This is a genomic window from Roseovarius marisflavi, assembly GCF_900142625.1.
In the GTDB taxonomy this organism is placed as follows: Bacteria; Pseudomonadota; Alphaproteobacteria; order Rhodobacterales; family Rhodobacteraceae; genus Roseovarius; species Roseovarius marisflavi.
Map to the genome: position 1 here is coordinate 1 of NZ_FRBN01000034.1, position 25455 is coordinate 25455.

At 59.4% G+C, this 25455-nt stretch carries 17 protein-coding genes and 1 pseudogene; 8 read left to right on the top strand and 10 right to left on the bottom strand.

Features of this window, described 5'->3' with window-relative positions; translation table 11 throughout:
- Positions 1-420 precede the first annotated feature (420 nt).
- Entirely contained in the window at positions 421-2856 is a 2436-nt protein-coding gene (locus tag BUB78_RS18005) for a GcvT family protein (RefSeq protein ID WP_073200520.1), read from the bottom strand.
- Between the two features lie 191 nt (positions 2857-3047).
- On the opposite strand from BUB78_RS18005, the gene BUB78_RS18010 reads away from it, so the two are divergent.
- Positions 3048-4562, top strand: coding sequence for a trimethylamine methyltransferase family protein (locus BUB78_RS18010; RefSeq protein WP_281248901.1), 1515 nt, complete (start codon positions 3048-3050; stop codon positions 4560-4562).
- A gap of 44 nt (positions 4563-4606) precedes the next feature.
- On the opposite strand, the gene BUB78_RS18015 is transcribed toward BUB78_RS18010, so the two are convergent.
- Positions 4607-4798, bottom strand: coding sequence for a transposase (locus tag BUB78_RS18015; protein ID WP_084732943.1), 192 nt, complete (start codon positions 4796-4798; stop codon positions 4607-4609).
- Positions 4799-4866: 68 nt separating this feature from the next.
- The gene (locus BUB78_RS18020; RefSeq protein WP_073200537.1) at positions 4867-5841 is read right to left on the bottom strand and encodes a LysR family transcriptional regulator; all 975 of its coding nucleotides are present in this window, start codon (positions 5839-5841) and stop codon (positions 4867-4869) included.
- A gap of 756 nt (positions 5842-6597) precedes the next feature.
- On the opposite strand from BUB78_RS18020, the gene BUB78_RS18030 reads away from it, so the two are divergent.
- On the top strand, positions 6598-10827 hold the full coding sequence (locus BUB78_RS18030) for a beta strand repeat-containing protein (RefSeq protein ID WP_073200526.1): 4230 nt from the start codon (positions 6598-6600) through the stop codon (positions 10825-10827).
- A gap of 293 nt (positions 10828-11120) precedes the next feature.
- On the opposite strand, the gene BUB78_RS18035 is transcribed toward BUB78_RS18030, so the two are convergent.
- Genes BUB78_RS18035 through BUB78_RS18045 form a run of 3 tightly spaced genes read right to left on the bottom strand, consistent with a single transcriptional unit; the run spans position 11121 to position 13044 of the window.
- Positions 11121-11480 carry a cupin domain-containing protein gene (locus tag BUB78_RS18035; protein ID WP_073200528.1) on the bottom strand — a complete coding sequence of 120 codons (360 nt, stop codon included), beginning with the start codon at positions 11478-11480 and terminating at the stop codon, positions 11121-11123.
- A gap of 55 nt (positions 11481-11535) precedes the next feature.
- Positions 11536-12120, bottom strand: a complete 585-nt coding sequence (locus BUB78_RS18040) for a dimethylsulfonioproprionate lyase family protein (protein ID WP_245813572.1) — start codon at positions 12118-12120, stop codon at positions 11536-11538.
- Between the two features lie 30 nt (positions 12121-12150).
- Positions 12151-13044: a LysR family transcriptional regulator gene (locus tag BUB78_RS18045; protein ID WP_073200530.1), complete on the bottom strand. Its 894-nt coding sequence runs from the start codon at positions 13042-13044 to the stop codon at positions 12151-12153.
- Positions 13045-13171: 127 nt separating this feature from the next.
- On the opposite strand from BUB78_RS18045, the gene BUB78_RS18050 reads away from it, so the two are divergent.
- The 6 genes from BUB78_RS18050 (at position 13172) to BUB78_RS18075 (ending at position 19626) form a co-directional block, all read left to right on the top strand.
- Entirely contained in the window at positions 13172-14503 is a 1332-nt protein-coding gene (locus BUB78_RS18050; RefSeq protein WP_073200531.1) for an NAD(P)/FAD-dependent oxidoreductase, read from the top strand.
- A 94-nt stretch (positions 14504-14597) separates the two neighbouring features.
- Entirely contained in the window at positions 14598-15638 is a 1041-nt protein-coding gene (locus tag BUB78_RS18055; protein WP_073200532.1) for an ABC transporter substrate-binding protein, read from the top strand.
- 69 nt (positions 15639-15707) lie between these two features.
- Positions 15708-16796: an ABC transporter ATP-binding protein gene (locus BUB78_RS18060; RefSeq protein ID WP_073200533.1), complete on the top strand. Its 1089-nt coding sequence runs from the start codon at positions 15708-15710 to the stop codon at positions 16794-16796.
- A 1-nt stretch (position 16797) separates the two neighbouring features.
- Positions 16798-17682 (top strand): ABC transporter permease, encoded by an 885-nt coding sequence (locus BUB78_RS18065; protein WP_073200534.1) that lies wholly within the window; start codon positions 16798-16800, stop codon positions 17680-17682.
- Positions 17682-18506, top strand: coding sequence for an ABC transporter permease (locus BUB78_RS18070; RefSeq protein ID WP_073200535.1), 825 nt, complete (start codon positions 17682-17684; stop codon positions 18504-18506). The genes BUB78_RS18065 and BUB78_RS18070 overlap by 1 nt, the downstream gene beginning before the upstream one ends.
- Positions 18507-18522: 16 nt before the next feature.
- Positions 18523-19626 carry a mandelate racemase/muconate lactonizing enzyme family protein gene (locus tag BUB78_RS18075; RefSeq protein WP_073200536.1) on the top strand — a complete coding sequence of 368 codons (1104 nt, stop codon included), beginning with the start codon at positions 18523-18525 and terminating at the stop codon, positions 19624-19626.
- 183 nt (positions 19627-19809) lie between these two features.
- Here BUB78_RS18075 and BUB78_RS20145 read toward each other — a convergent pair.
- The 4 genes and pseudogenes from BUB78_RS20145 to BUB78_RS20990 all read right to left on the bottom strand — a co-directional run.
- Positions 19810-19995 (bottom strand): annotated as a pseudogene (locus tag BUB78_RS20145) (transposase); the annotation flags it as partial.
- Between the two features lie 91 nt (positions 19996-20086).
- Positions 20087-22963, bottom strand: coding sequence for an AMP-binding protein (locus tag BUB78_RS18080; protein WP_084732945.1), 2877 nt, complete (start codon positions 22961-22963; stop codon positions 20087-20089).
- A gap of 187 nt (positions 22964-23150) precedes the next feature.
- Entirely contained in the window at positions 23151-24992 is a 1842-nt protein-coding gene (locus BUB78_RS18085; RefSeq protein ID WP_084732946.1) for an AMP-dependent synthetase/ligase, read from the bottom strand.
- A 247-nt stretch (positions 24993-25239) separates the two neighbouring features.
- On the bottom strand, positions 25240-25455 hold a 216-nt coding region (locus BUB78_RS20990; protein WP_220084031.1), incomplete at its 5' end, for a hypothetical protein.

A 25455-nucleotide genomic window follows, 5' to 3' on the forward strand; every position in this document is an offset into this window, starting at 1 on the left:
GTCAAAACCGCGCAAACAGGCCGGACACATGACTGCTTCTGACAAATGCACAAATCTGATCAAAAATGTCTTGCTATGCAGGAGCCATCCACACAGGTCATTCGCTGCAAGTGCGAGATCACGTAGTCAGGTAGGTGGAAACCGGCATTCGCAGTCTGATGTTCGCAGCCGCTATTGCAACGTGCTGCACCAGGGGAAGCAATGCATTGAAGCCGACAATTCAGCGCCGCGACATCAAGAAAGAAACGGCTAGCGCTGATCCATATACGACGGGTCGAACTGAGCGCAGTCGACCAGTTGATCATAGTCGTCTAACGCCGCGTTTTTGCAGCTATTGATTAGATCGTATCGGACCGAAATAAAATCGAGGCCGCAGATCACCCGGACGAGGGATTGGGCCCGGATCATTGAGGACCTACTTTATTCTCGCAGTCTTGTGTTTGCCGGATCGTAAGGCGAGGGATCAATGACCTGCACGGGCACCATCTCGCCGCAGAGGTCCAGTTCCATCGCTGTCCCCACCTCCATGACGTCGGTATCCACAAACGCATAGGCAAGGTTCATGCCGACACGGTGTCCCCAATCGCCAGACGTGACGGTCCCCACAACTTCGCCGTCCTTTATCACCGACGCGCCGCCATGGGCCGGGGCGTGGGGCGCGTCGAGCCGCAAGGTCACCAGCTTTTTGCGCAGACCGGACTCGTGTCGTGCCAGCAGCGCGTCTTTACCGATGAAATCGCCCTTGTCGAGCTTCACGAACCGGCCGAGCGACGTCTCGAAGGGGGTGAACTCCGTGAGCAGATCGGCTTTCCACTGCAGATAACCTTTTTCCATACGCATCGAGTCGATCGCACGTGCCCCAAAGAGCCTTAGCCCATGGGGCTCGCCCGCTTCACGCAGAGCGAGGTAGGCGGCATAAAGCGACGCGTTGGGGACGTGGATTTCGTAGGCCAATTCCCCCGAGAAGCTGACGCCCATGACGGTGGCGGGCGCAAAGCCGATGAAGCATTCGCGCACCGACAGCCACGGGAAGCCTTCCTTTGACCAATCGGCCCGGCTGACCGCCTGCATCACGTCGCGCGCCTTTGGGCCTGCCAGAACGAGGATCGTCTGATCGTTGGTCAGAGGTCTGAGCTGCACATACTCTGCATCCTGAACATGTGTCTTGAGCCAATCCATGTCGTGGGTTTCGGACGCGGCGGCCGACCCGTACCAGACCCGCGCGGGACCACGGTCCGACGCGGGCAGGTTGGCGACGGTCGCTTCGCCCTTGACCATGCCGTGACGGTTCAGCAGATAGCCCAGCCCGACGCGCCCGTCGCGTCTGGTGACTGTGCCGCAGAACATCCGGTCGAGAAACGCGTGGCGGTCGGCCCCGGTGATCTCGATCCGGTTGAAGCCGTTGACTTCGGCCAGACCGACATTTTCCTGCAGGGTTTTCACTTCGGCCGCGATCACATCGAAGGCTTCGTCGAAATGGAAGCTGAGCGTGGGGTGGAAGTCCGGGGTTGGCTTGATGTAGTCGACCCGCTCCCACCCATTCACCACTGTGAATTCAGCGCCTTGCGCGGCAAGGATCGGCGTCAGGGGCGTTGTCTTTCCCGGGCGACCCGCAGGGCGGTGTTCGTGCGGGAAGTGGAAGCGGAATTCGTTCTGATAATCTTCGACGGCCTTGAGCGCCGTCAGTTCGACATTCGTGTGCCCGGCAAAGCGGCGCGGATCAATGCACCATGTGTCATAGCACGCTTCTCCGTGCACGATCTGCTGCGCCAGAAGCCAGCCGTGACCGCCGCCTTCTCCGATGCCGGCACGCAGGCCGATGATGCAGAACGCGTTGCGTTTGCCGGGGATCGGACCAACCAGGGGCGCGCCGTCGATGGTATAGGTGATCGGGCCGTTGACCACGCGTTTGATCCCGACTTCTGTCAGGACGGGCATCCGTTCGAACGCGCCTTCCAGCACGTCCATCACGCGGTCAAGATCGTCGGGGCACAGGGCATTGGAAAACGACGGGCTGATCCCGTCCATACCCCATGTCGTGCAGTCCTGTTCGTAGAACCCGACGAGCAGCCCGTTCTTTTCCTGCCGGCAATAATAGTCCGAGATCGGGCAGCGCAGCAGCGGCATCCGGTGACCCGCCTCGACAATCGCGGGGATATCCTCGGTCACGAAATACTGGTGTTCCATCGACACCACGGGGTGATGAACACCCATCATGCCGCCCACTTCGTTCACGCGGTAGCCACAGGCATTCACAACGATATCGGCGTCGATATTGCCTTTCTCGGTTTCCACGGTCCAGGTGTCATCACTGTGCTGCGTCAGGCCGATAACTTCGGTCTGGCGATATACTTTGGCCCCGGCCTTGCGGGCGTGAAATACCAGTGCCTGACACAGCTGTGCCGGATCAATATCGCCGTCTTCGCCGTCCCAAAGACCGCCCAGCAGGTTGTCTGTCGAAATCAGCGGGTGGCGGCGGGCGCACTCTTCGGCGTCGATAATTTCGAACTCAACGCCCATCCCGCGCGCCATCGACGCAAAGTGGCGATAGCCTTGCATCTGCGCTTCGGTGTTGGCCAGACGGATACCGCCATCTCCGTTGTGATAGCCAACAGGATAGTCGGGATCGTCACGCAGCTTTTTATAAAGCTGGATCGAATGGCTCTTTAGCCCGACCATCGTTTGGTTCATGCCGAAATTCGTCACCTGCGCGGCGGAGTGCCAGGTGGTGCCCGACGTCAGCTCATCACGTTCAATGAGAACCACATCGCTCCAGCCTTCCTGGGTCAGGTGATAGAGCGTTGAGCACCCGGCGATGCCCCCGCCGATAACAACAACTTTGGTGCGCGATTTCATGGTCACTCTCCTTACGATGTATGATCGCGACAAGGGGCGTGTTTTTACCTCTGTGACAAACGAATTTTCATGTTTTGCATATTATCGAAACTTATATTCTACTATTTCGGCCCATTAAGTTGCCAGTTGCCCATTTGCTGAAAATGCCGCCCTGATCTGGTCAGATAGTGAAAGCTGAAAGGTGACATCGCGTGGCTCCAGGACCCAAACGCGCCGGACGTGCAGAGCGGATGGCAAAACGCCTTGCCAAGCCGGTGCTCGATCCATGTCCGCCCGGGCAGATCGGCGGGTCATATAAACCCCTGACGGAGGCAGAGCTGAACAGCATCTATGACACGGCTCTGATGCTTTTGGAAAACCTCGGTCTTGGCCAAGTCCCAAGCAGGTTGCGCGCTGATTTGTCGGCCATCGGCGCGCGGAGCAACGGGGCGGGGCGTATCCTGTTGCCGCAACCCCTGGTGCAAGAGGCCATTGATCAGGCCGCCAAGACGTTTGTTCTACACGGGCGCGACGAAGCGCGCTCGATCGAGGTTGGGGGCAATCGCGTACATTTTGGAACCGGTGGCGCTGCGGTTCAAACACTGGACCTGGACAGCCGCAGATACCGGCCGTCGACGCTTGAAGACCTGCACAATTTCACGCGGCTACAAGACGTTCTGCCCAATGTGAGCTGGTATACGCGGTGCTGCGTTGCCACAGACGTGCCCGACATGTTCGATCTGGACGTGAACACCGTTTATGCCCTGCTGCGCAACACGACCAAGCCAACCGCGACCTCGTTCACCTTGGCCGGGCATGTCGCGCCGATTGTTCAAATGCTCGACATCGCCGCCGGAGGTGTGGGGGCGTTTGCGCAACGCCCGTTCATGAAAGCTCACATCAGTCCGATCATTTCGCCGCTGCGCTTTGGCGAAGATGCTGTCGATGTGGTTTATGAATGTATCCGGCACAACATCCCGATGTCCTGCATCACCGCCGCGCAGGCGGGGGCAACCGCGCCTGCAACGCTTGCGGGCTTTCTGGCGCAGTCCCTGGCCGAAACGCTGGCCAGCCTTGTGATGGTGCATGCCATTCAGCCTGGCTTTCCGATGGTCTTCTCCAACTGGCCGCTGGTCGTGGACCTGCGCACTGGTGCCTTTGCCGGGGGAAGCGGTGAGACGGCCGTACTGAATGCCGCCTCTGCGCAATTGTCCAACTGGCTCGGCCTGCCGTCAGGGGTTGCCTGTTCGATGACCGACGCCAAGGCCATTGATGCCCAGTACGGTATGGAGAAAGGGTTGACCTCTTTGGCGGCGGCATTGGCGGGCGGGAACCTGATCTACGAAAGCTCTGGTATGACGGCCTCGCTTCTTGGGGCCAGTTTCGAGGCGTTCGTGCTGGACAACGAAATGCATTCCCACACCTACCGCGCGTTGCGGGGTATCGAGGTCACTGACGAAAACCTCGGCTATGACGCAATCGTCGACGCTGTACTGGGCGATGGCCATTTCCTTGGCGGGCAACACACTTTCGAGGCGATGGAACGTGATTACTATTACCCGTCACTTGCCAACCGGGATGAGCCCCGCACGTGGGCCGAGAACGGCGCGATGGATGCATGGAGCATAGCCAATGAGCGCGCGAGAGAAATTCTTGAAAGCCACAATCCCGAATATCTGACACCAGAACAGGACCGTGCGATCAAACAGCGTTTCAACATTCTCTGAGGGTGACACTCCGGACCTGGGGTTTGTGGACAGTCATCTTGAGGCTATGAGCGCTGCTGCGAGGGCCCAGCAGGCGGCAGGTCGCGCCATGGCGATCCGGTGCGCACCTCGCCAGAGGACCGCTTCCAGCAAAAGATATCCTTCGCCGTGGCTCCGGCATCGCTGGCCTTGCCTGGAAAATGCGGCTCAAGGCGCCGCCACAAAACATCCGTCACCACAAACCGTTGTTCGTTCATTCAAACCTTCATTTTGGAAGTTTGAATCAGACATCAGGCCAAATGGAAATCCTGAATGTCCACAGGCCCTAGTCAATGAGGGTGAACTGATCCTTGAGCCAGGGTGTGCTGTCCACAAAGGGCTGGATCACCTGTTGTTCAAGAGATCCTCGTATCTTTCGGTTTACGATGTCCCGCACAGAGCGTGAGCAATCCGGCGTCGCAATCAAAGACAGGGTCCGCGAAAAACGCTTTCCGGGAAAGGGGTGCATCCGCAGCATCGGCTGAAACCGTTTGGCGCGCGAAAAGAGCAGAGGTGTTGTGATGGTCCATCCAGCGCCTGCCGCAACCATCGCCATCAGCGTTTGGTTGCTGGCACATTCGAATTTGTGGGGCAGCGCGACACCCATCCTGCGAAGCTGGGCCTCGATCTGTCCCGCGATGATCAGATCGCTGGAAAACTGGAGGAACGGCAGCTTGGAAGTGCCTGCAATGATTTCAGGAACCGGCGGCTCTACCGTCGCTGGCAGAACCACGACAAACGGATCGCGCAGCAAGGGCTGATCCTGAAGATCGCGCAACCGTTCCGGCGGCGTTGTTGAAATTCCAAGGTCCAGTTCGCGGTCGCGCAGCATCTCGATGATCTCGTGACTTGACGCCGTGTGATACAGGAAATCGCAATCTGGCATCTTCTGCGACAGGTACACGGCCAGTTCAGGTGTCACATCGCTGTCCAGATCCTCGATTGTGCCCAACCTCAGATACCGGGCTTCGGCAAGATCGCCGGCCGACGCCTCGGCGGTGGCCTTGCGGATCGCATGAAGAGCAACGTCGATATTGCGCAAAAACACATGGCCTTTGGGCGTCAGAACCATCGGCCTGCGCGAGTGGTTAAACAGCTCAACCCCCAAATGGTCCTCAAGACTGCGCAGATGATGCGACACGGTACTGATCGACAATCCCGTCTCCCGGGCAGTCTTGCGGAGCGACCCATTTCGCGCGCAGACCTGAAACAGCTCCAACCACTTGAGGCTAAGTCCCTTGCGTGATGTAGGTTTGGACATGACGATATTGGTCCCGCGATATCTTTGGTCTGTTGAAACCTTCAACCATTCCACGGCCCAACGCCATCCAAATCACGATATGGCCTGTCTCCGGTGTGCCTTACGCCCCCGGCATTCAAAGGCAAACTCTCAAAACCGGACCTGTCGCGGTTTGAAGCCGCTCCTTTGATAGCATTTACTGCAACAGAGGAGACGACCTATGGGACTGAAACGGACGGACGAATTTCGCCAGGATGCGGCACGAAAGCCTGGTAGGTCCGGATCGAGGCCTTCGTCGATCACGACACTCATCAAGGCTGCCACGAGGGCCTCAACAACATCATACCCGCCGACGTCTACTTCGGACGCGACAGAGCTATCCTGGAACCAAAGCTATCCTGGAACAAAGGGAAAGGATCAGACAAACGACGCTCGAAACGCGATGCTTGCATCACAGGTAACACGCCGCACAATCAAACCAGACAGATGAGCCAGATTCTCTTTTGGTTCAAGCTGCCATTGGTTCCAAAAAACCTGACGACGGACATTGACCGATCTGTGATCGTATCGCCGCACGACACCACCAGAACCCCAATGGTTGATATAATCCCGGAATATACAATCATTTGTAGAACTTCGCGGTTTCCTTGATCAAACTCTGTGTATTTTCGAAAGTATGTCACGGAAAACTTGATTGAAAACCCCGAGTTGTTTACCCCGGAATGTATAAATCCCGCCACATTCTGGTGCAAAATCATCCCGAGGAGAATATTTCAGATGCCGACTTTCACGCTTTCCGGGTTTCAGGTGAATCGCAACTCTGCAGATACGGTGACTGGCGTCTTCGCTGTCGATCTCAATATCGTCGTGCCGGATGGGCAGGAGACCTTTACCTATAACGTGATCCAGACATTCCCGGACGACATTCCGGAGGTCGAGATCAACGCAAGCGAAATCTCGGCGACGGCGAGTGGGGCTGGTGTTCCGGTTCCCGGAGGGACGGCGAGTTTGCCAGATAACAGTTACACGTATCTTGGCTTCATAGAATCGTCGGAAGGTATCCACACGGTTCTGATTATCGAGATCCAAGAGGACGATGGCAGCCTGATCGAGCTTATTTACCAGATCGGCGGCGCGCCTCTGACAATCCCGACGACATTGGCAGAGTTCGCCGCGCTGGAAGCGTCGGTCGACAGTATCGCGAATTTTGGCCCGGCGTCAGGTGCCTTTGCGGAGGGCGCGACGATTGACTTCAACCTGCTCGACAACACTGTCAAGGATACCAATCCGACCATTACCGGTACGGCGGGCGACGATGCGCTGAATGGAACGGAAGCGGACGATTACATTGCCACCGGCAATGCGACTCCGGCCGGCGATATGGTGACGGGCTCTACCGGCAACGACACGATCGACATGTGGGGCAATGACGGGGTCAACGGCAGCGTGCAACTGGATTACAGCGGGATGGCCGGTCCGCTGACGGTAAACATCGACGGCGGCGCCAATACCGGCAGTGTAGTCAAGGGCGCGGATGGTACCGATACGCTTCTCGGCGTCGTACAGCCGCTCGAGGCAGGCTGGGTCAATGGCGGCCTCGGGATTGTCGGGACCGCGGCGGGCGACACGTTCAACCTGACACCCGAGGGCGATCAATGGATGAGCGTGCGTGGTGGCCACGGCGCGGACAGCTACAATATCAACGGCACCGGCCTCGTGCGGCTTGATTTCCGCGACGCGATACAAGGCATCGATGTCAATCTTGCCACCGGTGCGATCGCCGATGACGGGTTCGGCAATGCCGAGACGATCGGCGGTACCGCCCCGCTCTGGGAGGTGTTCGGGTCATCCGGAAACGACATTTTCACCGGATCGACCGGCGGCGACTCTTATCGCTATCTCGGTGGAAGCAACACGCTCGATGGCGGCCTTGGCTTTGACCGGCTGCGCTACGACACGGCCACCGTTGCCTCGGTCAATATCGACGCGACGGCGGGCACGGCGACGGGCACGCTTACTGGCGGGGGCACCTTCACCGACACGATCTCGGGCTTCGAGCGACTGCGCGGCTCGAACGGGGCTGACCAGATCACCGGCGAGGCCGGGATGGACAACCGCTTCGAGGGGCGCGGCGGCGCGGATACCTTCGTGCATGTCGGTGGCAACGACACGATCTCTGATTTTGACCCGAACAGCGAAACGCTGATCGTGCGCGTGGCGGGGCTGGATCAGGCAGGATTCGATTTCGCACTGAACAATAGCGTGTCCGATACGCCGAACGGTGTTTTCGTGGATTTCGGCGGTGGTTCCACTGTGCTTTTCGCCGGGCGCACCCTGGCCGAGATGGGCGGGGCGAATGTGCAGTTCCTCCCGTCGGGAGGGGGCAACCTCGTGGCGGGCACGAATGGTAACGACAACCTCGACGGCACGGCGGAGGATGATCTGATTTTGACCGGGGACAATCTGATTGGCGATAATGTCAATGGGTCTGCGGGCAATGACACGATTGACTTTACCGGCATCACGGCTGATCCGGGCGGATTCGTTACGGTCGAATACAGCGGGATCGGCACGACCATCAATGTACTGATTGACGGTGGCGCGAACACCGGCAGCGTGATCAAGACCGGGCTGGGCGTGGACACGTTCATAAATGTGGAACTGCCGCTGTTTGCGGGCTGGACGAGCGGCGGGTTGTCGATCGGTGGCACGTCCGGGGCGGACACTTTTGACGTCTCGATCGCTGGCGAGCAATGGATGAGCATCCGGCCCGGCGACGGTGTTGACACCATTCTCATCGGGGGCGACCCGTCGCTGGTGCGGCTCGACATGAGAGACGGCTTCGGGATCGACGTGGATCTTGCCAACGGCACGATCAACGATGACGGGTTCGGCAATGCCGAGACGATCGGCGGGACCGCCCCGCTCTGGGAGGTGTTCGGGTCGTTCGGGGCGGACATTTTCGCCGGATCGACCGGCGGCGACTCTTATCGCTATCTCGGTGGAAGCAACACGCTCGATGGCGGCCTTGGCTTTGACCGGCTGCGCTACGACACGACCACCGTTGCCTCGGTCAATATCGACGCAAGCGCGGGCACCACGGGCACAGTGATGGGCACGCTTACTGGCGGCGGGACCTTCACCGACACGATCTCGGGCTTTGAACGGTTCCGCGGCTCGCAGGGCAATGACTCGTTCATCGGCTCGAGCGAGAGCGAGCGCTTCGAAGCCGGTCCGGGCAACGACACCATTTCCGCCGGGGGCGGTAACGACACGCTGGAAGGTGGCGAGGGGGATGCCACGCTCAACGGCGGGACCGGCAGCGATATCTTCTTCGTGGGCAACGGGCGCACGGTGATCGAGGATTTCAACGACGCCGAGGATTCGCTGGATTTCTCCGTCTCGGGGTTGGGAGTTATCGCCAGCAACACGGCACTGGCGAACGCGTTTGACAATGCTGGCGAGACCACGGTCGATCTGGGCAATGGCAACGCGCTGGTCTTCAGCAACCTGACCGTGGCCGAGGCGGCGGCGCTGGCCGATCCGAATGTCGCCGCACCGCCGCCTCCGCCGCCCACGCCGATTGCCTGGACGGTGGGTGACCCGCATCTTCTGACGCTCGATGGGGTGGGCTATGACTTCCATGCCGTCGGCGAATTCGTGCTCTTGCGTGGTGTCGCAGGAAGTACGTTCGATGGGTTCGAGGTCCAGTCGCGGATGGGGCCGATCCTCGACAATCTTGGCGATCCGGTGCCCAATGTCTCGGCCAATATCGCCATCGCCACGCGACTCGGGAACGGCGCGGAGGTCATGATCGACGCGGCGGATGCCAGCCCGCTGTCGATCGGCGGAGTGGCAACGGTGATGGCGGACGGCGAGGCCATCAATGTCGGAAATGACCTGATTGTGCGCGACGGCTCCATGTATACCGTCGTCTTCGCCGGTGCGGATGGGACTGTTGGCGCTGGTGATGCGCGGATCAACGTGATCGTGCGCGACGGTTTTGTCGATCTCAGCGTGCAGATCAGCACCGATATGGCCGGGGCTGTCGAGGGGCTTCTGGGCGATGGCAACGGCAACCCGGATGACGACATCGCACGTGCCGACGGCACCGTGCTGGAGCGTCCGCTGGCCTTCGATGATCTCTATGGCGGCTTCCGCGATGACTGGCGGGTGACGACCGACGTGCAGAGTCTCTTTACCTATGATGCGGGTGAGACACTCGAGGGCTTCTACGATCCCGGCGCGCCGGGCGGCGTCCTAGGCGTCGATGATTTCGATACCGCGGCGGTGGCTGCTGCACGCACCCTCGTGGAGAACGCAGGTCTCACGCCGGGCACGCTGGCCTACGAAAACGCGCTGATCGACGTTCTGCTCACCCAGGACGAGACCTTCATCGAGTCCTCGTCGAGCCCGACCGCGTCTGCCCCCGAGAACACAGGCTCGGCGGGCACGCTCGATGTCGGCGAGACCCGCATCACGTTCGGCGTCAGCCTCGTCGATGAGGCGGGCGGCGGCATCGGCGGCGCGGTGGTGAACTTCTCTGCCGGAGGTGCTCCGATCCTCGGGCAGGCTGCGGGGACGCCGGGGGCATATAACCTGCGGCTTGGCTCATCGACCGGCGAGGGCGTGGTGGATGCGGTGCGCGACTACGACGCAGGCACCGATCCCAATATCAACGTGAGCGATGCGCTCGACGCGCTCCGGCTTGCGGTTGGGCTCGAGCCGAGTTTCGGCCCGGCTAATGCGATGGATTTCATCGCGGCGGATATCGATCAGAGCGGGACAGTCAACGTGACCGATGCGCTCGACATCCTGCGGTTTGCCGTTGGTCTGGAGACCGGGAACACGCCGAAATGGGTGTTCCTCGACGACGCGCAGGACCTGAGCGGGACGGATCGCACCAACGTGCAGTATGAAACCGGCGCCAATTCCGGGGTGATCAGTGATGGCGGAGGCCTGCAACTCACGGGCATTCTGCTGGGTAATCTGGGCGCAGAGGTCTGATCTCTTCCGCGACCTGAATGAGGATCACACTTAGATCAAATTGAGCGGCGCGCCCTGGCATTGGGCGCGCCGCATCGCGTTTCCCGAGGGTTGTGTTGAGGGTGCCACAAACTTGGTTATGGTTATCGGTATCAGCCCGGGGTCCGGCCCCGGGGAGTGGTGTCAGACCAATTCGAACTCGTCTCGGAATGGGCAGTGGCGCTGCCCCTTATGCCGTTGCCATTCCTTATCTCCTTCATAGCAAACATTGCCCGAAAGAGACCGGACCTAAACCGTGACAAGACCAGAACCGATCAGGCACTGGTCTGAAGTACGTATAGCTTGCGGATATGGCTGTGAATGGTCCAAGCGCCTTTCCAGCCGACCGGCAGGATCAAAAGATCGCCGGGGCCGATATCGCGGGTGCCGCTGCCGTCGTGATTTTTGACTGAGGCGCGCCCCGAAATGATGTGACAGTATTCTGCGACGGTGCTGCGATCTGCGGTGAAATCACCGGGGGTGCATTCCCAGACGCCGATCTTTGTCAGCCCGTCTTCCGAGGCCCAGAGTTGGACGGCGGCTTCAAGCTGGCCTTCGGTCAGGCTTGTCGGTTTCGGGGCAAAGCTCTCGACCGGGATGTTGGCAAGGTCGTTGAAGGTTTTGAGGTCAATCATGATGGTGCGTCCTTTTGTTGCCGGTCGGCGCCGGGTTCGGCTTCAGGGGTAACAGTCAGGTGGAATAAGAGGCCCCGTCGATATCGCCGGTCCAGCCCCACATGGCGAGCATCGGTTCGCCCCTTGTGATCATGCCGTGCGGTTGCAGTGATGCGTGGTGCACGAAGTCGCCCGGCAAGCGTGGCGAATGCGGGTGATCATCAACCGCCCAGTCGGCGGTGCCTTTGAGGATGAAATATAGCTCTTCGGCGGCATGTTGGTGGCGTGGGTAATGAAACTCCTCGCGCTGAATCAAGAGCCCGATCCGCAGGTGCGGGTGCGCGAACATGCCGGTCGGGCCGATGAGTTCCACCACCGCCAGCTTTTGATCGGTGTCCGGCGCCAGCTTGCCAAAGCCCGCAACGCGCCAGTGAAGATCGCCAAGGCAAGCCGCCAGCCGCTGTGTCAGGGCATCCCTGGCCCCGTCCAGCATATCCGGCAGCGGCGCGCAGGCCCCGAGGATTGCCGGGGCAAGCGCCGGGGCGTTGGGGCGCATGACCTGCAAGGTGCGGCTGATATCGCGGGCAATGTCACTGTCGTGGTCGTCAAACCGGGGTGCGGCCGCGCGCAGAAAGGCCGTGAGACGGGCGGTTGCTGACACTGAAAGGCCCTTTCTGACTATCTGATGCCGTCAAGCGACGAATTGGTTCAATGCGGTGCGAATGCGGGTTTGAATGTCGACGGCGGCCTTGCCAAGCGCCTGCCCCTTGGCGGTGATCACCGCCAGATGGTTGTCGATGCGCGGACGAAAGGGCCGCCAGACGACATCATCCTTCAGGTCGATCTTGCCGTTGATCGGATCGAGAATGGCGACGGCATTGCCCTGGGCGACCATATTGCGGGCGATAGCAAAGTAATAGGCGCTGGTGTTGCGGGTGACGACAGTGTCGGTTTCGGCCAGCAAGGCATCAAGCTGGCGGTCGATCATATGATCGCCGGTGATGTTGATGACCGAGCGCCCGACAAGGGACCGCGGGTGAATTGTTTCAAGCGCCGCGAGCGGATCATCCTTGTGAACGGCGCAGATGCATTCAAAGTCGAAAATTTCGGCATCAAGACCGGCGACCGGCACCGGCGGATCAATCAGACCGATGTCGATGTGGTGGCTTGCCACCCAGGATGCGATCTGGCGCGAGGAATGTACCTTGATCTCGACCCGGATATTGGGGTTTTCGCGTTGAAACGGCGCCAGAAGCTTGGGCAGGAAGTTGACCGCCAGCACACCGTTGGTGGCAATGCTGACGCCGCCGGTCTGCCCCGACAGGATATCCTGCGCCCGCTTTTCGACCTGCGACATCGCCCGAAGCCCATGGGCCACCTCGTCGTGCAACAGCATCGCCTCATTGGTGGGGGCGAAAAAACCGCGTTCGCGGTGAAACAGGCGAAAACCAAGCTCGGCCTCGAAATTGCTGAGGGCGATACTGACCGCCGGTTGGGTCAGGTTAAGCCGCTGCGCCGCGCGCGACACAGAACCCGCGTCAAGCAGCGCGTTGAAAACCTCCAGATGGCGCATCTTCAGAGTCATGCGAGCTTTCGAATTTGCATAAATAAATCGAATATTTAGATAACGAAGATTAAATTGATTAAATCAAATCCAATTCATATCGTCAATCATCTAGCGAGACAGATCCTATGGGTTAGGGAAATGCGACATGACGGGGCAGCCCAGTTTGACAGCGGATTGCAAGGACAGCTCCTATTGGCTGGACGATGTGCAGTTGCCCCCCACCCTGCCGGGCGAGCCGTTGAAATCTGTTGATGTGGCGATCATCGGGTCGGGGTATACCGGCATGCATGCGGCGATTGAAACGGCGCGGGGCGGGCGATCCACGATGGTGCTGGATGCGCAGGATCCCGGTTGGGGCTGTAGCACGCGCAATGGCGGGCAGATCAGCACAAGCATCAAGCCCTCGTTTGAAAAGCTGGCCGCGAAGTACGGGGCCGAGCGCGCCCGCACGATCCGCAAGGAAGGTGAAACCGCGCTTGACTGGATCGAAGAGTTCGTCACCGGCGAAGAGCTGGATTGCGATTTTCGCCGCAACGGGCGCTATCACGCGGCCCATACCCCCGAGCATTACAATGAGATTGCCCGCAACGCCGAAGCACTCCGCAAGCTTGAGGGCATCGAGGCACATCCTGTGCCACGCGCCGAGCAGCGAAGCGAGCTTGGCTCTGACGCCTATTTTGGCGGGGTGGTGTTTCCGCGTCATGCCTCGCTCAACCCGGCAAAGTATCATCGCGGGCTGTTGTCCCTGGCGATCAAGGCGGGGGCGCATGTTGTGGGCCATTGCGCCGTGACGGCGATCAAGCGCGAGAGCCGCGACTTTGTGCTTGCGACCGCCAAGGGCGAGGTACGCGCGCACGACGTGATCGTGGCGACCAATGGCTATACCACGGGTCTTACCCCATGGTTGCAGCGCCGGGTCATTCCGATCGGCAGCTATGTCATCGCCACCGAACCCCTGCCACGAGATCTTATGGCCGAGTTGTTCCCGACCGGCCGCATCGCAAGTGACACCTGCAAGGTGGTTTATTATTACCGTACGTCCCCGGATGGTACGCGTGTTCTGTTCGGTGGGCGGGTGTCGGCGACTGAAACCGACACCACCATCAGCGGGCCAAAACTTTTCACCGATATGTGCCGGATTTTCCCACAGCTTGAGCCCTATAAGGTCACCCATTCCTGGATGGGGCGCGTGGCCTATACCTTTGACGAACTGGCCCATACCGGCGTGCATGACGGGGTGCATTACGCCATGGGGTATTGCGGGTCGGGGGTGTCGATGGCGGGCTATCTTGGCAAGCGGTTGGGCCAAAAGGTGCTTGGGCTGGCCGAGGGCAAGACCGCGTTTGACGGGCTGAACAACCCGACGCGCCCGTTTTACAAAGGCAACCCGTGGTTTTTACCCGCAGCCGTCGCCTGGTATCGGCGCAGTGATCGCAAACAGCGCGAGCGCGCGGCGGCATCGGGACAGGCAAGATAACCGGGCGGGCAAAACGCCGAACCGTCCGGGCAAAAAGCAGGCGATGAAAGCTTTCCAAAGCGAAAGCGTAACACTGACAACACGGAGGAAAGACATGAACAAAGCATTTGGTCTTACATTGGCGGCGTCCTTGCTTGGGACGGTCGCAGCGGCAGCGGACAAGACGGTGACCATCGCGTCATGGGGCGGGTCGTATCAAGAGGCGCAAAGCAAGGCGCTGTTTGAGCCGGCCGCCGCAAATACCGGCATTACCGTCAAGCAGGAAACCTATGGCGGCATGTCCGACGTGCGCCTTCAGGTCTCTTCCGGCGCGGTCTCGCTTGATATCGTCGCGAGCGGATCGGGATCGGCGGCGCGGGCCGGGGCCGAGGGCCTGCTTGAGCCGCTGGATTATTCGGTGATTGACGTGTCGACCTTTTATCCGACCTTGAAATCAGAGTTCTGTGTTGGCGGCGATGTGTTCTCGACCGTTTATGCCTGGAACACCGAGACCTATGGCGATGCTGGCCCGCAAAACTGGGCCGATTTCTTTGACACCGCGAAATTCCCGGGCAAACGCGCCTATCGCAACAAGGTCGCGGGCGCGCTTGAACCGGCGTTGATGGCCGATGGCGTGGCCCCCGAAGATGTCTATACGGTGCTGGATTCCGAAGAGGGCATCGAGCGTGCAATTGACAAGATCCGCGAGCTTAAGCCAAATATTGATGTGTTCTGGTCGTCGGGCGCGCAGCACGCGCAGTTGATGAAGGACGGCGAGGTTGACATGACCACAGGCTGGAACGGGCGCTTTGACAATGCCGCCAAGGATGGCGGCAAGGTCAAGTACAGCTTCAATCAGGCGCTGCTGGATTATGATTGCTTTGCCATCCCCAAGGGCGCGCCGAACAAGGACACGGCGATGGAATTCCTCGCCGAGATTTCCAAGGCCGAGTATCAGGACGATCTGCCGAAATACATCACCTATGGCCCGACCAACAAGGCCGCCTATGACACCGGTGAAATCAGTGCAGAGGTCGCGGCGGGCCTGCCCTCCTCTCCGGCGAATGCGGCGCTTCAACTGCCGGTCTCGCTTGAATGGTACGCCAAGTGGGAAACCATCGCAGATGAGATGTATCAGGAAATGCTGACCGAGTAATCGACCTGTTTTGAAACGATCAACTGCGGGCCAAGCCCTGGCCCGCAGAAAGACCTGAAGGATATCAAAGTGAGCCAGGACCCGAGCAGCGCCCTGCCGATTACCGTGCGCAATGTCACCAAGACATACGGGGCGGTGCATGCCCTTGATGATGTCTCGCTGGATGTGAAGAGCGGCGAGTTTCTGACCCTGCTTGGCCCGTCGGGATCGGGCAAGACCACACTTTTGATGGTGCTGGCCGGGTTCACCCGCCCCGACACCGGCAGCCTCAAATTCGGCGAGGCCGAGATGATCCGTACCGCGCCGCATCTGCGCGATGTGGGCATGGTGTTTCAGAATTACGCCCTCTTTCCGCATATGACCGTTGCTGGCAATGTCGGCTATCCGCTGCGCCTGCGCCGCGTGCCAAAGGCCGAGGCCGCCGAGCGGGTCGAGCGCGCGTTGGATACCGTACAGCTTGGCGGATATGGCGAGCGGCGCATTGATCAACTGTCGGGCGGACAAAAGCAACGGGTCGCTCTGGCGCGGTCAATCGTGTTTGAGCCGCGCATTTTGCTGATGGACGAGCCGCTGTCCGCGCTTGATAAAAAGCTGCGCGACCGGATGCAGATCGAATTGCGCCACCTGCATGAAAAGCTTGGCATGACGACGGTTTATGTCACCCATGATCAGCGCGAGGCGCTGACCATGTCGGACCGCATCGCGGTGGTCAATCACGGCAGGATCATGCAGCTTGCCACCCCTCAACAGCTCTATGATTACCCCGCCAACCGGTTCGTGGCCGATTTCATCGGCGATTCAACCTTTGTTCCGGTGACGCGGTCGGGCGACGAGGTGATCTATGGCGACAGGCCGCTTGCCTATACGGGTGCCCTGCCCGATGCGGCATCGCTTGTGTTGATGGTGCGCCCCGAGCGTTTGCGCATTGCCGCGCAAGGCGGTGCAGAGGGGGCCAACCTGTTTGAGGGCACCGCATCCGAGGTGGTCTATCAGGGCGACAGTTACCTGATGTATGCGCGTCTTGCGGATGGCTCCGAGATAAGCCTGCGCGGCACGATACGCGGTGGAACGGTGGCAAACCTGCCCAAGGCTGGCGACCCGGTCACCCTTGCGCTTGATGCCGCAGACACGGTGTTGATCGACGGCGGAGAGACCTGAGATGGCCATGGTCGAGAGCAACGCCGAGGGCCTGCGCCGCGATGGCCGCCTTGAACGGCTCAGGCTGTTCGGGCTTAGCTCGCCTGCCCTGCTTATGGTGCTGGTGATCCTGGTTATCCCGGTCGGATGGCTGTTTTACGTGTCCTTCATCGGTGCCGATGGGCAATTCTCGCTTGAAAATTACGAGCGGATGATCAAACGCAAATCCTATGCGCGGATTTTCATGACCACCTTTCAGGTGAGCCTTTTGACCACCGGCCTGTGCATCGTGATCGGCTATCCGCTGGCCTATTTCCTTTCGCAGCTTCCGAACCGTTTGGCGAACCTGTTGATGATCACCGTTCTGTTGCCATTCTGGACCTCGCTTTTGGTGCGCACCTATGCCTGGCTTGTCCTGCTGCAAAAAAAGGGTCTGGTGAACGATTGGGCGATCTCGCTTGGCCTTTGGGACGAGCCGATCAAGATCGTGCACAACATGACCGGCACCTTGATCGGGATGGTGCATATCATGCTGCCGTTCCTGATCCTGCCGGTTTATAGCGCGATGAAGGCGATTGATAAGGATTACCTCAAGGCGGCCTCGAACCTTGGCGCAAGCCCACGCCGCGCGTTCTGGACGGTGTTCTTTCCGCTCTCGACGCCGGGGCTTTTTGCCGGCTCGCTGATGGTCTTCGTACTCTGCCTCGGGTTTTTCGTGACCCCGGCGGTGTTGGGCGGCGGCAAGGTGATCATGGTGTCGATGAAGATCGTCTCGAACATCGAATTGTTCGTGAACTGGGGCGCGGCAAGTGCGCTTGGCGTGGTGCTTTTGGTGATCACCATGGCAATTCTCTGGATCGCGTCACGTTTTGTGAATCTCGCGGCGATGACCGGAGGGGGGCACTGATGCGCAACTGGCTCAAACGGCCCGCCTCCGACACGCAGATCACCCACGGTCAGCGGCTCTGGCTTTATGTCTTTGCCACTATCGTGATGCTGCTTTTGGTAACGCCGACCCTGATCGTTATCCCGATGTCGTTCTCGGATTCTCAGTACCTGGAATTCCCGCCTGAGACATGGTCGCTTCGCTGGTACAAAAGTTATTTCAACTCGCCGGAATGGATGAACGCCACCTTTACCTCGCTCAAGGCGGCGTTCCTGACCATGCTTGTGGCGACGCCCGTTGGGGTGGTCGCGGCCTATGGGTTGCACACCTCACGGGTAGCGTGGGTGCGCATCGCCTTCATGCTGTTGATCACGCCGATGATGGTGCCGGTGGTTCTTGTGGCGATCGGGGCGTTTTATGTCTTCGTCAAGCTCAGCCTGCTTTATTCGCTGACCGGGCTTGTGCTGGCCCATAGCATCCTTGCGTTGCCGCTTGTGGTGATCGTGACGGGTTCGGCGCTAAAGAGTTACGACATGAATCAGGAACTCGCGGCGCGAAGCCTTGGCGCCGCGCGCTGGAAGGCGTTTGTGACCATCACCCTGCCCCAGATCCGCTTTGCGGTGGTCACCGCCGCCTTGCTGGCGTTTCTGACCTCGTTTGACGAGGTGGTCATCGCGATGTTCATCTCTGGTGGCGATAACCCGACATTGACACGCAACATGTTCAACGCCCTGCGCGATCAGATCGACCCGACGATTGCGGCTATTTCGACCATCATGATCGGGGTAACGACCTTGATGATGGTGCTTGCACAAGTCTTCGGGCGCGGCTCTGGTGGTAAGTGACCTTGAAGGACATGGCATGAAACTGAAAACGATTGAGACCTTCACCAATCAGGCGGTCGGGTTCGTGCGGGTCACCGCCGAGGATGGCGCGCAGGGCTGGGGGCAGATGTCGACCTATCATTCCGACATCACCTGCCAGGTGCTGCACCGTCAGGTCGCACCGTGGATGCTGGGGCAGGATACCACCGATCTTGATGACCTTCTCGATATCGTCACCGAGCGCGAGCACAAGTTTCCCGGTTCTTACCTGCGCCGGGCGATGGCGGGGGTTGATACCGCGATCTGGGATCTGCGCGGCAAGCAGGCGGGCAAATCCGTGGCCGAACTTCTGGGCGGCACACCCGGCCTTATCCGCGCCTATGCCAGTTCGATGAAGCGCGACATCACCCCCTCGGATGAGGCCGCGCGCCTCAAGCATCTGCGCAACACGCAAGGCTTTGACGCCTTCAAGGTGCGCGCCGGCGCCGAGGTTGGCCGCAACGCCGATGAATGGCCGGGGCGCACCGAAGAGATCATCCCGACCATGCGTCGCGCGCTTGGCGATGACGTGGACCTGCTGATTGACGCCAATAGCTGTTACTCGCCCGAGCGCGCGATTGAGGTCGGGCATATCCTAGAGGATCACGGGTTCTGTCATTATGAAGAGCCCTGCCCCTATTGGGAGCTTGAGCAGACCAAACAGGTCACCGAGGCGCTCGACATCGACGTGACTGGGGGCGAACAGGATTGCGATTTACCGACCTGGAAGCGGATGATCGACATGCGCGCGGTGGATATCGTTCAGCCCGACATCCTCTATCTCGGGGGTATCTGCCGAACCCTGCGGGTGGTCGAAATGGCGCGCGCCGCCGGATTGCCGGTCACGCCGCATTGCGCCAACTGGTCTCTGGTGACGCTGTTCACGATGCACCTTTTGCGGGCGATCCCGAATGCGGGCAAATACCTGGAGTTCTCGATTGAGGGTGCGGATTACTACCCGTGGCAGGAGGGCCTGTTCGTGACTTCGCCCTACACGATCGAAGATGGTCATGCCCGCGTCACCGACGCCCCCGGCTGGGGTGTCGAGATCAATCCCGAGTGGTTGGCAAAATCCACCTATCAGATCAGCGACCTTTCCTAGCGCGCCCACTGAAAAGGCGGGGTTGCGCATCGCGATATCTTGCGGGCTAACTGTGGCGATCACAGGAGCGAATGGATAACCAAGATGAACCGCCCCGGGTTTGCCGGAGGCTGATTTGTCTTGGTTACGCGGCCATATCTGATCTTTCCATAGCAGCATAATCCCCCCTGCGAGACTGAAGTTATCCTCGCTCATAACCACGTCAGTATCTCTGTGCGCCGTGATCCACTTGTTCAGTGTCGACATGCCAACGCCGAAATCACCGGCAACCTGTTTGCGCGTCAGCCCACTTGTCAGCCCAATCTGCACCGCATCCAGGCGAAATCTATCCGTCCGCTTCACTCCCGTAGTTCGTCTCCTTTGCTGCAGTAAATGCTATCAAAGGGGCGGCATCAAACCGCGACAGGTCCACGTTAGAATTCGTCAGGCAGCACCGCCGCAGGTGCTGACATCAGACAGTTCACCCCGCCTGCCCCGAGCGCGCCATACCAAACTCAATCTCCTCTCGACCAAGGTCTGGCTCCCGACAATGGGCAAGGATTTCGGCGCGCGCCGCCTTGCTAAGGTCCAGCGCCGCCGCGAAATCCTCTGCCTCTGCCCATATGGGATTGCCAATTCGTACGGAAATCGGCGCACGACGCGGAAACCACTGGTGGCTGTCACGTAAGACAGAGCGCGTTCCCACCAACGTCACCGGCATGACCGGAATGCCCGCCTTCGCCGCGATCTGGAACGCGCCAGGATAGAAACTGAGCAAACCCGGCATCCGCCGTACACGTCCCTCGGGAAAGATAACGAGCCGTTCACCGGCGCTCACAGCTGCAAGGGCCGCTTCCTCGACCTTGCGCGGTGAAGTTGCAACGTCGGCAACGAAAACCGCGCCAAGACGGCGCAGGAAGTTGCCAGCCATAAATTGGCGGCCAAACCGTTCCGTTACGATGAAGGTGAGCGGCACGTTTATTGCCGCCGAAATAACGGCCCCGTCGAGATAGCTTGCGTGGTTCGCGACGATGACGACATCGCGTTCAGGGACCTTAGCCAGCTGTTCGACCTCGAAACGGATTCCGGTAAGTCCGAACCAGGTGCGCACCGCCCCTCTCAACACCGAATGCCGCCAAGACCTGACCGGGAGCACTATTACAAGAGGCCAGACGAAGACTGCAAGAAGCAACAGCACGCACCACCACCATCCAGCATAGGCAAATTCGCCGACGGTGCCGACACTGCGCATCAAGCGCCCGGCGGCAGCCGAAACGGCTAACCGACCGAGTTGCCACCAAAGCCCGGAACCCGGCTTTCCCAGCGTGCCAGCCTCGTAGAATTCGCGCGTCGTTGATCGACGGATCTTGCCGCTGGAAGTCTTCGGCACAGCGTGAGGCGGCACGAGTAGGATTTCCTCCGGTGGTATTTCGAGTATCGCCGCAGAGGCATCCAGAATGCGCGCTTCAAGATCAGAGAGCGCCCGGGGTTCGGACAGCCGGGTTTCAGCGACCACAATCAATTTCTCGCTACCTGTTGCCCTGTCGGTCCCAGCGATGACCGCAACGCAGCCCTTACGCACGCCCTCAACGTTACCGACATACTCTTCCAGTTCGTGTGGATAGACATTGCGCCCCGCACGAATGATCACGTCCTTTATCCGGCCGGTTATATAGATGTCGCCTTGGGCGATGTAGGCGAGGTCACCAGAATCGGCCCAATCGCCGTTGAACAACGTCTTGTTCTTTGCCGGATTGCGGAAATAACCGCGTGTCACCGATGGGCCTTTGAACTCAAGGCGTCCCTCATGGCGCTCAGGTGCTTCGTGCCCGGTGTCATCGACGATGCGTACCTGATGGCCTGGCAGCGGCTGGCCGCAGGCAACAATTTCGAGCGCGGTTGCATCATCGGCAGCAGCAGGGCGGGCGACGCCTTGCTCGGCGAGTGCGTGGCGCTCAACACGATCTATGATCGGCTCCCTCCGAGGCGGCGGGAACGCGAGCCCGACCGAGCTTTCTGCGAGACCATATACTGGAGCCATGGCCGTGGGCGCGAGACCGTATTTCGAAAACCGCTCGGTGAAGCGGGCGATTGTGCTCGGGCTCACAGGTTCCGCGCCGTTGACGACCATGCGTAGCGAAGACAGGTCGAGGCCTTCGATGTCCTTGTCTGATATCCGTTTAAGGCACAGCTCGAAGGCAAAATTTGGCGCCGCCGACAAGGTCGCCCTGTGGCGGTGAATCGCCCATAACCAGCGCGAAGGATCGGCAATAAAGGCAAGCGGCGACATGATGATGGCCGGCACGCCGTAATAGAGGCTACCAAGCCAAGCGCCGATCAGACCCATGTCGTGATAAAGTGGAAGCCAGCTAACAAAGATGTCGCTGGAGTCAGCCTCCATGGCGGAGCCCATGGCGCGGATATTTGCCAATAGGTTGGAATGGCTGAGCACTACGCCCTTCGGGTCACCGGTACTACCAGAGGTATACTGGATCAACGCCGTATCAGACGGCACCGTCCGAAAAGGCGCTTCGATCGGCTGGTTTAATGCGCTAAGCTTGGCGACTGTTCGCACGCCCTTCAGGCTTTTCACCATTCCATAGAGTAGCCCTCCGACACGATGGGTCAGTTCGTCGGTGATTACCATCACCGCCTCAGCGTTATTCAAGATGCCGGCCTGTCGGCGCAGGTGATCCTCTACTTGGGCGCGGCGCAGCGGCGGATATATCGGCACCGGCACGGCACCGACCATGAGGACGCCGAAAAAAGCCCGGAAGAAGTCGAGACCCGTCGGCAGCATGATTGCTACCCGCTCGCGCGGCGCGACGCCATGATCGCTCAACCCCTTGGCCACAACGCGGGCGGCCTCATCGAGCCCGGCATATGAGCAAAGCTCCTCGCTATCTTCACTGTGCCATAGATAGACGTGCGGGCGTTGGGCATGCATCTTGACATGGAAGTCGAGCACCTCAATCAACGTTTGCGCATCCTCCGGCGCGTTACTCTCCGGCAGGATGATCGGCCGCACCACTTCGCGGGCTTGCTCGTGGCGCGTGCCCGGAACGGCGGCAACAACCGCATCAATGATGTCGCGGGCAGTCGCGGCCTCGACGATCAGCTGATCGGCCAACCTAACGTTGAAGTCACGATTGATCCGCAGCAGCAATTCTGCGCGCGACAGGCTATCGAATCCGAGATTGCGATCGAGGTCGCTTTCGTCACGCACGATCAATGTCTTGCTCCACTCTGGATGCAACTCCACGGCGAGGTCGCGGATGATGCGAAGGACACGGTCGCCCACACTGGTGCTTCCGGCTGCGCGATCCGATTCTCCTGCTGAATCCGATGTTTCTGTCATTGGCCTCTCCTAATTGAAGATGACGCGGTCTGCGTATTGTGCCGCAAGCCGACTATGCTGAACACGAGAACCACCCAAACTCTTTGTCTCTGGAAAAATGTTCCGGGGCGACGCCGAATTGCTGAGGAAAAACGGGTTCCTGAGCAAAAAGAAAAGCCGGGGATGGAAGCAGAAAGGCTGCAGGCCGCTATAGATCCCTACCCCCGCTGCGTGTCTTTTTCAGCTTGTTGAACATCGCCTCAATCTCATCACTAAACTGCTGTTCGATGGCTTTTCGCTTGATTTTCAGGGTGGGTGTCAGCAGGCCATTCTCAGCTGTCCAGGGCTCAAGAACGGCGTGAACGGCCCGGACGCGGGTATAGTCCGGCAGCCCTTGAGTCGCGCTAGATATTTCAGACAGGAGTGCTTTTTGCGCCACTGGCGCATTCATCTCGTCTTCGGCGACTCCAAGCTCCCGTGCCAAAGCAGCCCAGGATTCACCCTTCAGCACCACGATCGCGGCAAGGCAAGGCTTGCCGTTTCCGGTGACGAGCACCTGTTCGAACAGGGGCTCATCCTCGATGAGCGTTTCAATCACCGCAGATGCGACCTTCTTGCCGGTCGACAAGGCGATAATCTCCTTGAGGCGACCCTTGATGAACACGTGGCCTTCGTGAAATTCCGCGATATCGCCGGTCCTGAGCCATCCGTCGGAAACGATCACCTGTTCAGTTTTCTCCTGGTCTTCCCAATAACCGAGCATCAGACTGGGTGACCGGACCAGCAATTCACCCTCTTCGGTGGTCTTAAGCTCGACATCCTGAAGAGCACCTCCGACGGAGCCCGGCAGGCTGTTCTCGAATGTGGTGGCGGTCACGACCGGCGCGGCTTCGGTCAAGCCATATCCTTCAATCAGGGGCAGACCCAATCCGATCAGGAAATGGCTCGCTTCTTCGGAAAGCGGAGCGCCGCCACTGACCGCTACGCGCAGCCGCCCGCCAAAAGCCATCATGATTTTCTTTGCGACAAGGCACTGCAATATCGGCCAGAGCAGCCCCCGCGTCAGCAAGCTCGGCGCCGCAGCCCTGCCATGTCCGGCCTCGAAAAGACGCCAGCCAATATCAGCGGCGGCCATGGTAAGGGCCTTGGTAACGGGGCCGGAGTCAGCTTTTTCAAGGACCGCTTCGTAAATCCTCTCATAGAGCCTCGGGACCGCGATCAGGATGGTGGGGCGGATGACGGCGAGGTCGTCACGCAGCTTTTCGATCGACCGGGAAAAGGCGATGCGGGCACCAGAGACGAGAGGTAGATAATATCCCATGGTGCGCTCGAACGAATGGGCAAGCGGCAGGACTGAAAGGAAAACATCGGTCGTCAGCGGAGGAATGAATTTCGTGACCGCATCGGCATTCCACAGCAGTGCGCGATGTGACAACATCACGCCCTTGGGAAGACCGGTCGTGCCCGACGTATGGATGATCGTGGCCACATCCTCTGCACTGCATCTGATGTCGTCCTCGCTGATCACTTCATTCGACAAGACGTCATCAAATACCTCGATAGACCGCCTGTCGTCCTGCAAAAGCTCGACCGGCGCCTGCTGTACCCAGATCGTTTCAAGCCCTAAGCAATCCGTACATTCCGGCGCCAGCGACAGCCACCTGTCCTGCGTATCCATGAAGCATAGGCGTACTCCGCTATGCGCGAGGATATAACAGGTATTGGCCGCGCCATCGTGTAAATAGATAGGAACCGTTATCAACCCGTTCGCCATCGCAGCGATGTCGAAGGCGATCCAGTCAACGCAGTTTGGCAGCAAGACTCCCACCCGGTCACCGGGTTTCACACCGGCCCTGTCAAGTGCAGCCCGAACCAAGCCGACCTTGTGCGCGACCTCTTTCCATGTGAAATCAACCCACCGGCTTTCGCGAAATTCCGAATATCCAATGACGTCCGGATCACGGGCCGTTCTCTGGAAGAACAGTCCAGGAACTGTCCGCTTCGGGTCGAAACCGATTATGTCAAGCTCAGGTTTGCCAGACGTGCTCATAGATCAAACCTAAACCGGCACACGCCACTTTCTAAATGACCTTGGTCAAAGATGTGCAAATAAACGCCGGTCACAAAAGCGCCTGTCATTTTCTTTTGAATGGGCACTCTCCTCAATTTGGCAGGCATGAATCAAACCGTCGAAGCAATCTTTACTCAGGGGCTGGATCCGGCTTTTTTGCGTTGGCATAATTTTCTCGTTTGGTGGGTTGATTGCTGTTTCACCCCTCTCATCGACGTGTGGAATTTCAGGCGATCATGGTTCCAGGGCAGGACGCGCAGGCGGCACTGTTCTGCGCGTTTTTCAGGAAGATCGCGTCCGGGAGATCACCTGTTGCGGCCGATTGACCAGTTGAAACCGCCGGACCTAAGCTGATGGGGTGGATGGCTCCTGCTCCAATCGGCGTCGCAATGCGCCATACTGCAGATGTCCATATCTGCGTATAGGAGGAGCCACCCAATGC

Bases quoted from the DNA above. Each gene is read 5' to 3' on its own strand.
- BUB78_RS18085 (WP_084732946.1), bottom strand. From the start codon at position 24,992: ATGAGCACGTCTGGCAAACCTGAGCTTGACATAATCGGTTTCGACCCG.
- BUB78_RS18045 (WP_073200530.1), bottom strand. From the start codon at position 13,044: ATGACTCTGAAGATGCGCCATCTGGAGGTTTTCAACGCGCTGCTTGAC.
- BUB78_RS18030 (WP_073200526.1), top strand. From the start codon at position 6,598: ATGCCGACTTTCACGCTTTCCGGGTTTCAGGTGAATCGCAACTCTGCA.
- BUB78_RS18080 (WP_084732945.1), bottom strand. From the start codon at position 22,963: ATGACAGAAACATCGGATTCAGCAGGAGAATCGGATCGCGCAGCCGGA.
- BUB78_RS18075 (WP_073200536.1), top strand. From the start codon at position 18,523: ATGAAACTGAAAACGATTGAGACCTTCACCAATCAGGCGGTCGGGTTC.
- BUB78_RS18005 (WP_073200520.1), bottom strand. From the start codon at position 2,856: ATGAAATCGCGCACCAAAGTTGTTGTTATCGGCGGGGGCATCGCCGGG.
- BUB78_RS18020 (WP_073200537.1), bottom strand. From the start codon at position 5,841: ATGTCCAAACCTACATCACGCAAGGGACTTAGCCTCAAGTGGTTGGAG.
- BUB78_RS18050 (WP_073200531.1), top strand. From the start codon at position 13,172: ATGACGGGGCAGCCCAGTTTGACAGCGGATTGCAAGGACAGCTCCTAT.
- BUB78_RS18055 (WP_073200532.1), top strand. From the start codon at position 14,598: ATGAACAAAGCATTTGGTCTTACATTGGCGGCGTCCTTGCTTGGGACG.
- BUB78_RS18035 (WP_073200528.1), bottom strand. From the start codon at position 11,480: ATGATTGACCTCAAAACCTTCAACGACCTTGCCAACATCCCGGTCGAG.
- BUB78_RS18065 (WP_073200534.1), top strand. From the start codon at position 16,798: ATGGCCATGGTCGAGAGCAACGCCGAGGGCCTGCGCCGCGATGGCCGC.
- BUB78_RS18015 (WP_084732943.1), bottom strand. From the start codon at position 4,798: ATGAACGAACAACGGTTTGTGGTGACGGATGTTTTGTGGCGGCGCCTT.
- BUB78_RS18070 (WP_073200535.1), top strand. From the start codon at position 17,682: ATGCGCAACTGGCTCAAACGGCCCGCCTCCGACACGCAGATCACCCAC.